The sequence below is a fragment of the Vibrio sp. 10N.261.51.F12 genome (assembly GCF_041471725.1).
GTDB lineage: Bacteria > Pseudomonadota > Gammaproteobacteria > Enterobacterales > Vibrionaceae > Vibrio.
The window spans coordinates 376720-392423 of the sequence record NZ_JBFROV010000014.1 but is presented as its reverse complement, the minus strand read 5'-3'; the positions used below and the strand labels follow the sequence as shown (position 1 = coordinate 392423).

Below are 15704 nucleotides of genomic sequence, written 5' to 3'. Positions count from 1 at the left end.
AATTTCAATTGGTTAATGGGGTTTTGAATACCCTTTACTCCGTATTCTCAAATTGAGAATCATTTTTAATCTTGGCGCTTTAAGTTAGTTACATTTCGGTATGGCGGTAACAATAGAAAGTCCCGACACTTGTTTTAGTTGTTGCTTGGTTCTGATAGTGGTATCAAACAGCTCTAATAAAATGGCAGTTCCAACCCCTAACGCAATCCCGCCGATTATTCCTGCTAAGATAAAGAAGAACGTGGGCAGGTTAGTGGGTACGCTGGGGGTAAATGGCCTGTCGATGATCTTTACCCGTTTGTTTTGTTCGAAGACACTGAGTGATCCAGTCAACTGAGCCATCTCATACCGCTGTACTAATTCATCATAAAGCTGGCGTTTCAATCCTACGTCTCGGGTGAGCTCTAGTAGTTGCTTCGCATTGCTCCCGTAGGTTTGTGAGGTTGACGTGAGATCGTCAATCATCGTTGTTAGGCTCGCCGTTTCCTGTTTGAGCGATTCGTATTTTCCCCGAACGAGCTGCAAGCTGTGTAACTGCGTAATTAATAGAGGTTGCAAGTTAGTCCTGTCGTTACCTGATGACGCACTAGCAATTCCCCATAGTTGTTCGCTGTCCAAAGAAGACTGTTCGGAATTGAGAAGTAACGTTCTTTCTTGTTCTAAACGTTGCAGTTCGCGATTTTTAGCCTGAACGGCACTATGATTGCTGGTGTATTTGGCTTTAAGTAAGGTAAGTGCACTGCGTGTTTCAATGATTTGTTCTTCGATTCGCCCGACTATCGGGTTGGTTTTAGAGAGCTGTTGATCGAGTGTACCCAGGCTTTTCTCGACCCCTGAAAGTTCCGCTTCCTTTTCAGCCAGAGTCTGCCTTAGGGAAGCAAGGCGACTAAGGTTTTCGTTTTGCATTTCAGGTGTTGATGATGAGAAACGATTATAATAGTCCGCTAACGCGAGCTCGGCTTCGTTGAGCTCCTTTTTCCTTTTGTCGATGTGAATAGCAAGGAACTCACTGGAATCACGGATGGATGATCGTTCCGGAGCGAGAAGCTCTTCAATGAAGTGGATACTGACCGATTCGAGTAACGCTTCCATGCCGTCAGGGCGGTCAGCGGTGTGCTCAATTTTGATAAAGTCTTTGCTTAACTGCGTCACCTTCAAGCTAACGGCGATCTTGCTGATGATACGTTCGATATCGTCGGGACGCATATTGTCATTGATTAGTCCAAGGTCAAATGCCACGGATCTCAATACATGACGACTATTTAGCAATGTTTTCAGAGCCGTGATTCGGTCTTTTAGCATGGTTGAGACGGCCAAATCTTCAAGGAAAGGGTTCATTTTTGCCGTTTCTTGAATCAACATACTGGTATGCGCTTTATATTTAAGTGGAGTAACACCGCTGATGGCAAACGCAATAATTGGCATTAGTAAGATAGGAATCACGATGGCGTATCGGCGTCGCCAAGCTGCACTGAAAATAATTAAAAGGCGAAATTTTAGTTCATTCATAGTGACTCCAAGTAACGTTCTAATGTTACGACTCGGTTGTCCCAACTTTCGTTATCAACAATCCCTTCTGGCAACAGGTCAGGGTGTGCCTCAAGTTGTCTGAGTGTCGAAATCAACGATGTTTTGTCTTCTACAATATTGATGTGAGTACGATAAGGGTCGAGCGCTGGAAACTCTGTAGTGACAATGGGGCGTCGTGCGGCTAGGTATTCTTTTAGTTTTAAAGGATTGCAGGCTTCTATCTGGGAATTATTTAAAAACGGTAACAAGCTAACCGTCCAGTGTTGACTATAACTAGGCAATTCAGAGTGAGGTCTAGCTCCAAGGACAAAGACGTTATCTGCCTTTATGAGAGGGTTCGACTTCATTTCATTTGGCCCGATGAAGACGAAATCCCAATCAGGCATTTCGACGATAACTTGGTTAAGAAGCTCATAATCGAGCCAACTAGAAAGGCTGCCATAAAAACCAGCGATAGGTCGGTCGCCATCAGGAAGATCGTTCGCTCGTATGCTTGGGGAAGAAAATAATTGGCAGTCAACCCCATGTGTTAATAGGCGCTGTTTATCTGCGGGAAATTTGTGTTGTAGCTTCTCACTGGCCGTGAGAATCATATCAGCTTGTTCAACAAGGCGTCTTTCATGCTCGCGAACCGTGTGGTGGTCTACGCCGGCGAGTGCCGAAAAGTCATCGCCACAATAATACACCACACTTGACTCTCCAAGGGTGCCGCAAAGATCCGCGACTGTTGGAAGGGATGTCCATAAAATGGGGGCATTAAGGTTGAGTTTTCGTATCCATGGCTTTATTTGAGCACGAGTGAGTACCGCTGCTACTATGCGCCCAAACTTCGAACTAGGAGCCGGAATAGTTCGCACGTTGATCACTTGAATCGAAGATGGGATGTCCGAAGATTGCATGCCAACCTGTGCAGACTTTCCCCGACCAAGTAATTTTTGGCCCACTCGTGTTAAGTCTGCTTTGTTGAAGCGAGGCTGGCGTAAGCCTATGGAATTGACCCAAAGCACTTGTCTTGTATTCGCGATGCGGCTGATGAGATGTTGCGTGCTAGAAGGCAGAGCCCCGTAGTCTTCGCCAAAAACGATGAGATCATTCATGGGTATTCTCCTGCTCGTTATTCTCAACATCGTGGTCTTGGTGAATCTTTTGTTCACGGATAACAGAGAGGACGTCTGTGTCTGATGACGCAGTGTCAGCAGTGATAGATTTAATGACTTTCGCCGGAGAGCCTGCGGCGATGACAAAGGGCGGTAAATCGTGGGTAACAACGCTGCCGGCGGCGACAATGGTACCTTGTCCAATGCGCACTCCAGTTTGTACCGTGACATCTGATCCTAACCAAACATCTTGCTCCAAAACTATGCTGCCAACACGATGATCTTCATCGGGTTCACCTTTTGCTCGCTTGACTGCGTCCAGTGGGTGGCCAGAGTAGCCGAAAAGTTGGCAGCGACCCGCGATACGTACATTGTCTTGTAGCTCAATAGTTTGCCCTATTGCCATCGTCACTTGCCAGCCGATGCCGACATTGTTACCAATGATCAGTTGAGGGCCACTAGCGCTGGGTGTGGTAGTCGAACGCCCGCTGAATGTTGTCTGGCCAGAAATTCTACATTGATTGCCCACACTGATGCTCACCGGTCCTGAGATGAATGGCAATCCACCGTAAAGATAGAGCGCCTGCCCACACTGTTGCAGACGCCCCTTAAACGCAGGGGTATAGACAAACACTCGGGTGAGCGTTGCAAACGCATCTCGAGCAGATGTACAAACAATGTAGAGACTTTTGTTGAACCAGCGTGGCGCAGGTAAGCTTGCGTTGCGACACTGTTTTAAGAAGACAAAAAGACGCGGTCCCCAGGGACTAGGATGATTCTTCAACCAATACTTTAAATTGTGCGCTGTGACAAAACTCATTCTGATCGTCCTTTTAGTATCAAGCGTTTGAGTTAACTAAGAGGGTTACAAGAATTGAGCCATAAAATAATTGGCTAATTATCAATGGTTTGGGTTTGGATTCTATTATTGCTGAGGGCGATTCTCAAATTGAGAAGCAATTTGTGATACCGCAATAGTGAGAGCGGCCAGAATGTAAATGGGCCAGTTGAATCCTTGTGTCAAAAAGGTACCAGATATTATCGTGCCGATTAAGCCGCTGTAGACCGCGATAGCCATGGCTTTTAAATAAGGTGGTGCTGAGGTTGTGCTGTCGAGTTTGCGAAGTGTACTTGTCGCACAGCGAACAAGAGAAACGATAAAGATAATAAACAGTCCTAGCCCCAAAAAACCGGTCTCTGCTAACACACCGAACCATGTACTGTGAACCGCGTGATTGAGGCCATCCCAATGCGGGCTGTAGAAGTAGTAGTTGTAATAGAAGTTGTTCAAACCGACGCCGAAAATGGGGTTGTCGAGTGCCATTTTAAACGCAGCTTCCCAGGCGTATAGACGCCCCATTGCTGATGCATCAATGCCAGCTTCTGCTGCTCCTCCGGATGCTCGACTAGAAATACCCGCTACTGCATAGAGTACAACCATGGCTGTGGAAGCCACAAAAACAAGCAAAGTTTTAGACGGGATTAATCGCCAAGCATAAACGCCCAATACTGCCAGAGAGCCTAGTAAACCGCCACGGCTTTGCGTCGCAATGACGGCCATCATTAATAAGAGCGAGGTAATGAAAGATAAGGTTCTAAAGCCTTTGTTGATACCGTTGGTTGTAGCGATCGCCACTGAAAATGCTAATGGAAACATCAATACCAAGGCTAAATCGTTGGGGTCACCTAACATTGACCCGAAGTCCCGTCCAATTGTGACTCGTGAACCTTCCACCAATCCAATCCCATTCACCGAATTGAACAATGCCACACAGCTAACTAAAAAACCTGAAATAATCATGAGAACAGAAAACCTAGACAGTTCTTTGGGTGAGGTAATGAGCCATGCAATTGCCAAAGTCATTATCATGATTTTCCAATAGGTGCCTTTAAACATGGTCATCGCGACGTCACGGTTGGCTGCTAGGAGCACTCCAATCAGGACGATACCCCAGAAGGCGAACAGCCATATAAAGCAGCGATGCCAAAATAGCGTTACCTGACGACTGATGAGTGTATGCCAGAGCAGCGCGGCAAGTGCACCAGCAGAGAGCATTAACGGAATTCTAAGGGGGTAGAGCGCTGGAAATACTTCATGGATTCGAAAAAAAGAAAACACAACAAACAGTAATACAAGCCAAAATGTTTGGCTCAACACCACTAAAATAGCAATAGGTAATAAGCTAATCACCACTGCGAGAATAGGGTGTGGGACCAAATACCAAATAAGACCAACGGTCAGCGTCAACACGATACTCAGCGTGCAATGATGCTCTGTAGTGCTTTGGTGAGTGACTGACATCTAGCGCTCCCTCAGGTATAGGGAAGGGAAATTGATATGAGAGAGACGTTGCAATATGAGCGTGACCAATAGCACACAAATAGGGGCGAGCAACGATAGCACAAGGCGTGATTCAACTTGCGTAACTTGGCTTGAAAATGAGATTAAGACAACGGTTAAAAGTATGATAAACGCGACAGGTAATACATTGTATTCTAGTCGCAATAGCCGTTGGCTGACGATATAAACGGCAATAAAGCGAACAAACCCGACAGTACATAACGTGGTCAAAATACCCATGATGCCCCACTGACTAGCAATGGTTGCTAATAGGATACCTGCGGCTGCGCATGCGGAATTAATCACCAGCAATTGTTTGGTTTGCTTGCGATAAAGAATACCAATATTGGTGATTTCAGACAGCTCTTTGAACAAGGCAATAATGAGGACTGGAACAATATAGTTAATTGCTGAGTGGTAGGTGTCTGGCAACGCGGCGGTAATAAATAAAGGGGCGATGAAGCTCATGCAGGTGGTGACGATACAGACATAAATAAGGCCGGCTTGGGTGATTTTAACCGTTTGATTATTTCCGGCTGTTCTAAGGACATTGAATCGTTTTGGCATCCACCACATCCCAAATGGTTGCACTAACAAGCAAGCGGCAAGCGCAAACTTTGCCGCGATGGCATACCAGCCTAACTCAAGTAATGACGTACTTGCAGCAAGTATCCATTTTTCTGCCCCACTTAACCCAAAGGCAACCACACCCGAACCAACGATAGGGAAGGTGTACCATGTGTAGGTCTGTATCGATTTCAAACTTGATGTTCTAAGCGAGAGTCGATTGACCCACTGCAGTGCGACGATTTGAATCAATGTTGAAATGAGAGCCGCCCACAAGATACTGGCAACGGATGCTTGTGTGGTAAGCGCAACAACAATCCATAGCACTTGGATAAGGCTCGCGGCTGAACTGATGGCTAAGAATAAGCGAGCTTTGTCTTGCATTCGCAACCAAGCGGTGGCAATAGACAACGGCCCGGTAAACATCACAGTGATGAGGGTAAGGACAAGTTCTTGGCGAGTGATGGGCAGTAGCGACTCATTAGGGATGAATAGCGACGCCACTAAGACGATCATAGTGATAATGATGGCGACGAAACAAGACAACGTAAACAGCTTACTGGCGATGACATATTGTTTTATTAATGAACGGTAATGTCCTGCAAAGCGATACAGGGCCTCGTGAAGGCAGACGGTGATGAACAAACCAATAAACACGCCGATGGTGGCAAGTAATTCTAATCTACCTATTTGTTCAGGCGCTAGATAACGCGTGATAAAAGGCAGCATGATCAAAGAAAGACCTCGAGTGATAACAATGCTTAGCGCATAGGTGAGAAACTGATGCCATGATTTATTCATTGGAAGCCTCATGCAGCATGGCTGGCTTCGACAAGGACATGATCGACGTTAGGATATCACGATAAACATTATCGGCTTGGTAGTGCTGTGCGTACTCGAGAGCGGCAATACTGATGTTTTCTCTTGCTAAGTGGTGTTGAGTGATAAACTGGAGCTTGCTCGCCAGAGATGATGCGTCATTGGCGGTGTATTTGATGCAGTTTACCCCGTCGGTGAGTTGGTTGTCCCAATAAGCCCCGTCGTGCGGTATAACTGGACACAACCCTGCCGCCATTGCTTCTAATATCGATAAGCCAAATGGTTCGTTAACACTTGTTGAGACGAAGATACTCGAGTTCATACGAATTTCATCAAGATTATTGGGCTGTTGGTGCCAGGTGATTCTAGGTGTATTTTGTGGCGCGACACATTGATCTTGAAGTGCAACCATCTTACTGGGTCTTATGTAGCAAACATCACCGCTTATTGGTTGTGTTTGCATCGAAAGCGCTTCGGTCAATAAATCTAAGTTTTTCCATTTAAGTAATGATGCTGCCCAAAATACACGTGCACGGCTTTGATTGCGTAACCTTGGCCATTGCGCCACGCTCAACCCATTAATAAAGCGTGACGCATTAATATCCTCTAATGTGAGAGGTTTTGTAGCGCCAGTCACGGCGAAGTCGCTGTGCTGACTCGGTTGGGGACTCAAGTTTAACGCAATCAAAATCGACTCTACTGCACTATCGAGATAATAGATTTTATCAGCGTTCTTTAAACACCAAGCGACAGAGCGTGAGTTTCCAACGGGGCCGTGAATAAATTGTAAAACGGGATAGCCAAACCAGCGTTTAAGAAAGTACAAAGGCATATCAGAACCAGGCTGTGTCGAGCCAACAAGAAGCGATACTTTTGGTAACCAAGCGAGATAAATCAGGCACCAGAACAGTCGGTAGACTAACAACAGATAGAACGCGCGACCTTTTAATTTAGAGACCACTGAAGCGAACGGAATAGAGAGAATATTGACGGAAATGTGGCCCTGCAGACCCGTGTTTTCCCACCCTTTTGGATGAGCCGTGATAACGCTGACGGTCATATTCGGTTCGTCACAAAGCGATAAAATACTTTGAGTTGCTACTTTAGAGCCGCCATGAAATGGCATAGGGTCAAAAACAACGATGTGACGTGATAATGTGTTTTGATTAAGCATTGTGCATGACTCCTGTCCAATAACGTTGCGCTAAGGTTTTTAATGGTCTGAACGCTGCGAAAAGAGAGGTTTGGCGATTGTTTTGATTGGAAATTATGACGTCATATACACGTTGTAGTGCATGCGTATTCGCTTCAATGCTCAGATTATTGGAGATATAGTTGTGAGCTTGTTGGCTAATCTTTGGTGCTAATGTGTCATATTGCTCGATAAGAGTCTGCCAACAGTCCAGTAATTCACGGTCGTTGTCATACAACAAGGCACTGACATGGTGTGTGACAAATTCAGGGATACCACCAATGTTTGGTGCAATAATTGGCAATTGCGCGAGCCCCGCTTCTGCCACTACTAACCCGAAAGCCTCTTCTCTCGCCCCGCTAATGAACGCGTCTACCCCACCGTGTAACCAAGCCGCCACGTTATCTTGCTCGCCAACAAACGTGACCTGCTTATCTACCTTTAGGTGCGTAGCCAGAGATCGCAACGCCTGATTAAGCTCACCGTCACCAATAATGAGCAGGTGCGGAGGGTTAAGTGTTGTCTTCAGCGTGACCAGTGCATTGAGTAGCCTGTCGATGCCCTTACGATGTATCAGGGAACCGACCGTAGCAAACAACAAGGTTGAGTGTTTGATGCCGAGCCTATCTTTAACCCAATTTGGTTGATGGGTTATGACTGAGGGGTTTGCGATGCCGTTGTGGATGACCTCTAATCTTTTTTTTGGGAATCCATCTGATAGTAGGTTCTCTGAAATGGCATGACTCACGGTGACGACCGTTGGTGACAGGTGTATCGCTAACCAGAAACGATCACTAAGTAAGTAATCGGAATGCAGCTGTGTGACCAGCGGTGTTTTGGTGAACTTAGCAACGAGATTCATCCACTGGCATGGTGCGCCGCTGTTGACGTGTATCGCATCGATAGTGTTGTTACGAATTAGTGTTCTTCCTTTCAATACGAGCGACAACCAATTTTTTACATCAAAGTTAGGCTGGTATCCGCCCATCATCAAAGTGAACGAATCAAGATACGAGGACACGCCGTTGGAGATAAGTTTATCGTGGAGTGCTGGGTTATTGGTCCAAACGATGGGGCAGAAGCGCTGGGTGTCTAAGCTGCCAATTAATTGAAGTAAGCATTGCTCACTTCCTCTAATCCAGTTATCACCAAAATGAACGTATAAAATATTTTTCATACTTGCCTCTGATTCTTCGCTTATTTGATAAAGGAAGAGAGCAAAGACAATGCCAATTAAATTTTCACCATAATAACAGTGGGTTAGTGGTTTTTTATAACATAGGTAAGTTCAATGGATAGAATGTTCTCAATATAGGAATCAGATTGAGACGACCATTGAGTAAGGGAGCAAGGACGATGGCTAACGATCAAGAAGGGGCTTACTTGATTAGCCGTTGATACAAGTTGATAAACTGCGGTACGACAACATCGGTTGAATAGGCGTGTTTAATGCGTTCTCTTGCGGCTTGGCAAATACTACGACGTTGCTGCTGAGATAAGGTCATCCAATGATTTACTTGAAGTATCATCTCTTCAGAGGTGTCGACAATCCAACCACTCGAACCCGTCGTAATCAACTCGGGCAGCTGACCAAGAGGAAAACTGATGACGGGAATGCCTCGCGACATGGCTTCGAGTGCAGCCATCGGTAACCCCTCGAATTGAGAGGTTATCAGGAGTAAATCAATGGTTGGCCAGACGGTATTCATTTGGCTCTGCTGACCATGAAAAACGACGTTATTAGAGGCATGGTTGATGAGGGCTTCTCGCATTGGCCCATCACCATAGATATTAAATTGAGCGAAGTGGCAGTGCTTGGCGATAGATAAGAAACGTTGGGGGTCTTTTTCTTCACTCAAGCGCCCTACAAACCCTATGGACACGTTTTTGGTCTTATTACTGTCTTTTTTGCTGTTATCTTCGTCAGGGATAGGGACGAAATTATTAATGAACCGTGCACGCGACGATAAAGGCAGTTTGCTAAGAATGAGCTGACTGATGGCAATTCGCTCATGATTCATTAGGGAGGTATAGCGATCAATCCAATCATATATTTTCACACGCCCAGTTGGTGTTTCACCTGCGTGAAAAGACGCGACGTAGGTAATCTTGAAGGAGCGGTGGCGTAATTTCGTGAGTCGACAGAGAATATTGGCTTTATAGCCGTGAGAGTGAATGGTTGCCGGTCCATTGCCATCGAGTTGCGCGGCCTTGATGGCCAAACCAATGTGCGACCATTGAGGTTGGTCTGGGTAATGGGTACTCAATACCATGTGGGGCACATCATTTTGGTCGAGCTTGTCAACGACCGCGGAGCGTTCCCCGTAGTCGCTGAGCAGCACGACGTTCACTTGTTGTCCGTGGCTTATTAACCCTTTGGCAAGTTCAACCACATGGGTTTCGATCCCACCAAACCCGCTACTATCAAGTACTAGCCAAATCATGATGCGTTGGACTTAGTATTAGTAAGCACGATCTTCCGCTTCCCAAGCTTGTTTCTTTCGATAGACGGTGGATGGGCTTAGTTCTAGTAATACTGCTGCAGTTAGGACATTGCCATCACAAAAATCAATGGCTTGTTGGATGGTTTCTCGTTCAATTTGCCACATTGGCCGTATGTTATCGCTTTGAGTCGCGGAGTTGGTTGACACGTCTGTGGAAACATCAATCATCGCTGGGGCATCACTTTGCGTTGCTTCGTTTTGGCTAACAGGAGGCTGGGTCGTTGGCTCCACGAAAGTCGAAGGCTGGGGAACGAGGTGTGGCTTAGTGATTGACGCTCCTTTGATTTCTTTTGGTAAATGCTCAATGCCAAGTGATTTATCATCGTTAAGTACCACTATATTTCTAATGATATTTTGCAGCTGTCTAACGTTGCCAGGCCACTGATACTTCTTGAAATACCTCTTTGCATCTTGAGTGATGGATTGGAAACTTCTCTTATCTTGTTTCGCGTATTGCAACAGAAAGTGCTCGGCAAGGGTCACGATATCGTCACCACGTTCACGCAAAGGCGGCATATGAACCGGTACCACATGCACTCGGTAGTAAAGGTCTTCTCGAAAGCGGCCCTCTTGGACTTCGAGTAATGGGTCACGGTTGGTGGCACAAATAATTCGAGTATCGACCTGGTGCTCCTTTGTCCCACCAAGTGGAGTAAAGGTTCCAGTTTGCAGAAAACGAAGTAGTTTCTTCTGCATCTCTAAATCCATCTCGCAAAGTTCATCGAGAAATAGGGTCCCGCCATGAGCGAGAGAAGCTGCGCCTTTCCGATCGGTGGTTGCCCCTGTGAATGCTCCTTTCATATGACCAAATACTTCACTTTCCATAAGATCTTTGGGTATGGCACCACAGTTGATGGCGATAAAAGGCTTGTCTCTTCTGTCGCTTTCATTGTGGATAGCATTCGCACACACTTCTTTACCGGTGCCACTTTCACCGATGACAAACACACTGGCGTTGGTGTTCGCAACAGCATCGATAATTTTGTATACCCCTTGCATGGGAAGGCTAGCACCAATAAAACCATGAAAATGCTGTCGATCCATTCGTTGTTGAATATCATCAAGCATCGTTTCGAGTTTTGCTTGCTTTAAGTGGATGCGAATTGAGGTTTTTAATCGGTCAGCACGAATCGGCTTTTCTAAAAAGTCTTTGGCACCCTTTTGGATAAGGTTGACGGCAATGTCGACACTACCATGTGCTGTCGCGATGATGACGGGCACTTGCAGATTCTGTTCTGCAATCCATTCCAATATGACTTCGCCTTGCATATCAGGTAATTGCAGGTCAAGAATCACTAATGAAGGTAACGTCCGCTCTAAGACTCTTTTGGCTTCACCGCCCGTTGCAACGTGTATGACGTCGTAAGGCTCATCTTTTAAGAACTGTGTGTAGAGTACTGCCAAAGACGATGAGTCCTCAATCAGAAGTACTTTCGGTGTCATATCGAGATCCTTTGCTTTTCTTGGTATATCCCTATGCATTAATCATAGACGAAAAGTAAGGTGGTGTTATTGAAAAGTATCGGTAACAACCTGAAACTAATAGCGATAACACAAAAACTCATCTCAACGACACCTAAATTGACAGCGACAAAAACGAACTGTTGTTAACTTTGTTCTTCAAACGAGTCATTAAGCTTTGAGGTAGCCAAGGTAATCGGTTTAATTCCCGACAAATCTCTGCAGATAACGTAGGTTGATGTTGGTAATTAAGAATGGTCCCTAATATTTGGGTGTGCTCTCCTTGGGAAAGGCGTCGCACCGCATCTGAGACCTGATTAACGAGCGTAACACCACCTAAAACAACAAGGAATGTGCCATCGCAAGCATTAGCAACGCAAGATGCAGGGATATTATTTTTGTTAACGTTAAGAATGGGAGAAGTGTCGATGATTACTCGATCAAATTCGGTAAGCCAATTCGCCACTTCTTGCCTTAAAAAGTTTGGATCTTTGTAGGCTAAACGCGTTCCTGGGTCACTAGGGGCAGAGACGCCAAGAAAAACCTTTGGTGAATCATTGTGTTGCACCCAAGTGCTAGAGCCATGAGCTTGCTCGTTGAGAGGGTCATCCTGTTGTGACCCAATTGACAGCGGAGAAAGTGTCGGATGATTGAGGTTTAGATCGACCAGCAAGGTCTTGTGTCCCGCAAGGAGGTATCGTTCAGTTAAGGCTTGAGCGATGGATGTTGTCCCCTCGGCCTCGTTACACGCAGAGATACATAATGAGCGGCATTGATGCAGCTCAGCACTAAGATAAATGTCTTCAATTTCTGAATGCGTAGACGGAATCGTCATCATAGTGCTCCTATTAATACGATAGTGGTTGTTAGTCTTAGGATATCAGTAAGCCCGATTCGCGCTTTTTCGGCGAAGCTGTCACGTCGATCTGGGATGTAAATGGTATCGCCTGCACGTAGGACTGGCAGTTTTCGAATGTCGGCTGTTTTACTGAAAGAGACTAAGTCAAAGGTGCGAGCTTGGCCTTGGCAGCAAGACATATTGACGACACTGATTTTTTCCATGTAGGCTTTGTCGCTTGGTCCACCTGCTTCGGCTAAAATGTCCAGAATGGTCATGTTGTCATTAAAGGCATATCGACCTGGGTTGTTGACTGCGCCTAGTACACGAATGGTTTCTTCCTTAGGCGTATCTAGCCAGTTTTTGTCTTTTTCTGGCAAGTAAATGGTATCGCCTGGTCTCACGCTCGGTAGGATAGTCTCATCACCGGTTTCAAAATAAAGAGATAAATTAAGTTTACTCACTTTAGCGTACGTTTTATCGCGGTGAGTGACGCGGATATTATGAATGTCAGCATCCTTGGTAGGCCCATCGGCTGCCGATAAAATGTCAAGAAAATGCATCTCATTGGTGAATCGATAACGTCCGGGTGCGTTCACTTGTCCGAAAACATAAATCGAGGCGTCTGAGCTTTGACGAACCCATTGAGATTTGTTGTCGGATGGGTCTTGTGGCAGGTCATGGATACGTATAAGGGTACCCGCTGTGATGTACGGGAGCTCTGATTGTGGTGCGCCTTTTTTTATAAAGGTGTCTAGATTGAAAACTGTCGTCTTGCGTCCGTTTGCAATTTCAATTTTTGTCGTATCAGCACGAAGCGTTGGACCACCCACATGGGCAAGCAAATCCATTAGGTCCATTTCATCTGACCACTCGATACGGCCCGGTCTCACCACCTCGCCAATAACGTTCACCGCGCGGTCCGGCGCGATCTTCAGCCATGATTTTTCATTCATGTCTGTTTTTTCAGGAACAAAAATAGCATCACCAGGCCCGATATCCGGTGCTTGGCCACCCTTTAATCCCTCGGTGAATGCGGTCATATCAAATCTAACTACTTTTCCCGTTGATTTGATAACGCGAATTTGTCGTGATTCTGCAAAACGAGTGGGGCCGCCAGCGTTGGCGAGAATATCCATAAAGGTAGCGCCGCGCTTGCCTTCATAAGCCCCAGGGCTTGCCACTTCGCCCATGACATAGACGGTGTTGGCGCCTGATTTTATTTCTTCCTCTTGGCGAGGAACAAAAATAGTCGCACCGGCTTCAAGGGGAGGGAGCATGGAGACGTCCCCTGAATCCAAATAACGTTTTAAATTAAACAATGTCGGCGTGTTGTTACTGATAATTCTGATCTGCTCTACGCCAGCGTATCGTGTCACTCCTCCCGCTCGCATCAACACATCAACAAGGTCTGTGTTGGGCTTGTATGAAAACGAACCGGGCGCGTTGACTTCGCCAAATACTTTGACAGCCCGTCTTGCGTCAGCGCTGTCGCCTGCATCAGCCAGTTTAGCGGGATCAAATTCTTGTTCGATATTACCAACAAGAGGGGACGCTGGGACAAACAATGTGTCTAAAGACTGTAGTTGCGGTAAGTTGTCATTGTCGCCCGTATCCAAGAAACGTTTGTAATCAAAATTTTGTCGCTCTGCGCCACGCTTCAATATCATCTTGTTAAGTTGGGCGCCAGAGCGTAGCCCGCCTGCCGCGTGAAGTGCCATTTGAACATTAGAATTAAACGGCAACGTATATTCACCAGGAGAGGTCACGTACCCTTGTACTGAAACAAGAATCTGTCTTTCAGCGATGTAGACCTGCGCATTGCTGGTGTCACGAAAAGCTTGCGAAAGAGCCGTGCTCACAGTAGTGGCGAGCTGGGTTTCATCATAACCTGCCACAAAGATAGCACCGACTTCGGGTAGGGTAATACGACCTCGTTTATCGACTTGAAAACCGCGATTGAGTGTCGGTTCCCCCGGCAGATCAACTTGTATGAGGTCGCCCACCTGAACCTGCTTGTCATCGGCAAGTGCATTAGGGGTAACAACCAGCCCAATTAGGCACAAGAAGGTCAAGATGTGAGCCAGTATTGATTTAAACATCATTGAGAACCTCCCGAACTATACGAGCTATCATCATCGGCGAGGACTTCAATACTCACGCGACGATTGGTCAGCTTCACCCCTTCTGAATCGCCTTCATAAAGCGGGAGTTCGTCACCTAATGATTTAGTGTCAACACGATTGGGGTTAAGGCCAAAAATAGACAAATAACGTTTCACTTGCTTGGCCCGACCTAATGCTAGGCGTTCGTTATACTCTTCACCACCCGTGGCGTCAGCGTGGCCGGTGACGGACAAACGTATGGTAGGGTGTTGTTTTAGGATGTTGGTTGCTTCAGCTAAATGGCCCATGTACTTTGGGTTGACTTCAATTGAATCGTAGGCAAATTGATTATCAACATTGAGCAGCCCATAAACTTCCTCAACCACAGCCATTAGGTTATCGAAATCTTGCCCTTGCATGGGAGGCGTGCAAGAGGATTGTGTGCGAACGTAATCAAGGCGAAGTTCAAGGTCATTCAGTTTCTGGCGTTGAATGACGATATCGTTGGCGGCGTCAATCCACAGTCCGCCCTCTAATTCTCTCGCGATTCTATTTTGCTTTTCTTGAGCCTGCAGTACCGCAGCAGGGAAACACCAATTGGCGCCTTCTCGAATGAGCGTGTCTAAATGCAGCTTACTGAGCTTCCAGTCGAACCTGAGTCCATGCTCTGGCCCTAGTGGTTCATCAGGCATGACCGGTGAAAAGTCGGATCCTGCATATTGTTCAGCGATGCCTCCGGTTCCTTCATCAGGATAACTGGTACATGCCGATAGAAGCATGACGACACTGATCACTTTTAGGCGAGAAATTACATCCATATAACCATCCCTAGCTCAACGTGATGACGTTTCACGCTGTTATTATAAGTATTCGTTGCTGATGTGTGTGTTGATCGGAATGGCTTGCCCAATCCGTAATAACTTCATGATTTGTAGCGGTTGTCCTGTTGCATTCTCGATTCGCATCACGCGTTCACGTTCAACAAGACGCTTATATAGATAAACAATAGCACCGATGCCCGAAGAGTCCATAAAGTGAACCTGCTTGAGATCAACTTCTACTTCATGATGTCCATCATTATGAATAATATGATCTATTTCTGTCTGAGCTTCTCGGCTTCCTTTAGCATCAAAGTCACCAAATAGTTGTACATGAAGTGTTTGGTTATTGTTGGCTTCTGCTTTGAGTAATTCCATGATTGTTGCCTCAGTGATAGGTTAGACAAATTAGGAATTGCAGCTTACGTGCCA

General features: G+C 46.1%; 12 protein-coding genes and 1 pseudogene. All 13 read right to left on the bottom strand.

Going from position 1 to position 15704, the window contains the following annotated elements:
- Nucleotides 1–84: 84 nt before the first annotated feature.
- Nucleotides 85–1509 carry a GumC family protein gene (locus tag AB4405_RS09055; RefSeq protein ID WP_372060505.1) on the bottom strand — a complete coding sequence of 475 codons (1425 nt, stop codon included), beginning with the start codon at nucleotides 1507–1509 and terminating at the stop codon, nucleotides 85–87.
- The gene (locus AB4405_RS09050; RefSeq protein ID WP_372060504.1) at nucleotides 1506–2627 is read right to left on the bottom strand and encodes a glycosyltransferase; all 1122 of its coding nucleotides are present in this window, start codon (nucleotides 2625–2627) and stop codon (nucleotides 1506–1508) included. The genes AB4405_RS09055 and AB4405_RS09050 overlap by 4 nt, the downstream gene beginning before the upstream one ends.
- A complete protein-coding gene (locus AB4405_RS09045; RefSeq protein ID WP_372060503.1) occupies nucleotides 2620–3447 on the bottom strand; it encodes a DapH/DapD/GlmU-related protein in 828 nt (275 codons plus the stop codon). The genes AB4405_RS09050 and AB4405_RS09045 overlap by 8 nt, the downstream gene beginning before the upstream one ends.
- A gap of 105 nt (nucleotides 3448–3552) precedes the next feature.
- On the bottom strand, nucleotides 3553–4929 hold the full coding sequence (locus AB4405_RS09040; protein WP_372060502.1) for an O-antigen ligase family protein: 1377 nt from the start codon (nucleotides 4927–4929) through the stop codon (nucleotides 3553–3555).
- Nucleotides 4930–6336, bottom strand: coding sequence for a lipopolysaccharide biosynthesis protein (locus tag AB4405_RS09035; protein WP_372060501.1), 1407 nt, complete (start codon nucleotides 6334–6336; stop codon nucleotides 4930–4932).
- The gene (locus AB4405_RS09030; RefSeq protein ID WP_372060500.1) at nucleotides 6329–7528 is read right to left on the bottom strand and encodes a glycosyltransferase family 4 protein; all 1200 of its coding nucleotides are present in this window, start codon (nucleotides 7526–7528) and stop codon (nucleotides 6329–6331) included. Before AB4405_RS09030 ends, AB4405_RS09035 begins: the two co-directional genes overlap by 8 nt.
- A complete protein-coding gene (locus AB4405_RS09025) occupies nucleotides 7521–8723 on the bottom strand; it encodes a glycosyltransferase (protein WP_372060499.1) in 1203 nt (400 codons plus the stop codon). Before AB4405_RS09025 ends, AB4405_RS09030 begins: the two co-directional genes overlap by 8 nt.
- A gap of 202 nt (nucleotides 8724–8925) precedes the next feature.
- Nucleotides 8926–9990, bottom strand: coding sequence for a glycosyltransferase family 4 protein (locus AB4405_RS09020; protein WP_372060498.1), 1065 nt, complete (start codon nucleotides 9988–9990; stop codon nucleotides 8926–8928).
- Nucleotides 9991–10008: 18 nt separating this feature from the next.
- Nucleotides 10009–11493, bottom strand: a complete 1485-nt coding sequence (locus tag AB4405_RS09015) for a sigma-54-dependent transcriptional regulator (RefSeq protein WP_372060497.1) — start codon at nucleotides 11491–11493, stop codon at nucleotides 10009–10011.
- Nucleotides 11494–11626: 133 nt separating this feature from the next.
- Nucleotides 11627–12349 (bottom strand): chromosome partitioning protein ParA, encoded by a 723-nt coding sequence (locus AB4405_RS09010; RefSeq protein ID WP_372060496.1) that lies wholly within the window; start codon nucleotides 12347–12349, stop codon nucleotides 11627–11629.
- Nucleotides 12346–14364, bottom strand: a pseudogene (locus AB4405_RS09005) (SLBB domain-containing protein); the annotation flags it as partial. The gene AB4405_RS09010 and the pseudogene AB4405_RS09005, both read right to left, overlap by 4 nt.
- 86 nt (nucleotides 14365–14450) lie before the next feature.
- Complete coding sequence (locus AB4405_RS09000) at nucleotides 14451–15272, bottom strand: OmpA family protein (RefSeq protein ID WP_372060494.1); 822 nt, start codon at nucleotides 15270–15272, stop codon at nucleotides 14451–14453.
- Between the two features lie 42 nt (nucleotides 15273–15314).
- Nucleotides 15315–15650 carry an STAS domain-containing protein gene (locus AB4405_RS08995; RefSeq protein ID WP_372060493.1) on the bottom strand — a complete coding sequence of 112 codons (336 nt, stop codon included), beginning with the start codon at nucleotides 15648–15650 and terminating at the stop codon, nucleotides 15315–15317.
- Nucleotides 15651–15704 lie beyond the last annotated feature (54 nt).

Coding starts and splice junctions, on each gene's coding strand:
- AB4405_RS09055 (WP_372060505.1), bottom strand. CDS start 1,509: ATGAATGAACTAAAATTTCGCCTTTTAATTATTTTCAGTGCAGCTTGG.
- AB4405_RS09050 (WP_372060504.1), bottom strand. CDS start 2,627: ATGAATGATCTCATCGTTTTTGGCGAAGACTACGGGGCTCTGCCTTCT.
- AB4405_RS09045 (WP_372060503.1), bottom strand. CDS start 3,447: ATGAGTTTTGTCACAGCGCACAATTTAAAGTATTGGTTGAAGAATCAT.
- AB4405_RS09040 (WP_372060502.1), bottom strand. CDS start 4,929: ATGTCAGTCACTCACCAAAGCACTACAGAGCATCATTGCACGCTGAGT.
- AB4405_RS09035 (WP_372060501.1), bottom strand. CDS start 6,336: ATGAATAAATCATGGCATCAGTTTCTCACCTATGCGCTAAGCATTGTT.
- AB4405_RS09030 (WP_372060500.1), bottom strand. CDS start 7,528: ATGCTTAATCAAAACACATTATCACGTCACATCGTTGTTTTTGACCCT.
- AB4405_RS09025 (WP_372060499.1), bottom strand. CDS start 8,723: ATGAAAAATATTTTATACGTTCATTTTGGTGATAACTGGATTAGAGGA.
- AB4405_RS09020 (WP_372060498.1), bottom strand. CDS start 9,990: ATGATTTGGCTAGTACTTGATAGTAGCGGGTTTGGTGGGATCGAAACC.
- AB4405_RS09015 (WP_372060497.1), bottom strand. CDS start 11,493: ATGACACCGAAAGTACTTCTGATTGAGGACTCATCGTCTTTGGCAGTA.
- AB4405_RS09010 (WP_372060496.1), bottom strand. CDS start 12,349: ATGATGACGATTCCGTCTACGCATTCAGAAATTGAAGACATTTATCTT.
- AB4405_RS09000 (WP_372060494.1), bottom strand. CDS start 15,272: ATGGATGTAATTTCTCGCCTAAAAGTGATCAGTGTCGTCATGCTTCTA.
- AB4405_RS08995 (WP_372060493.1), bottom strand. CDS start 15,650: ATGGAATTACTCAAAGCAGAAGCCAACAATAACCAAACACTTCATGTA.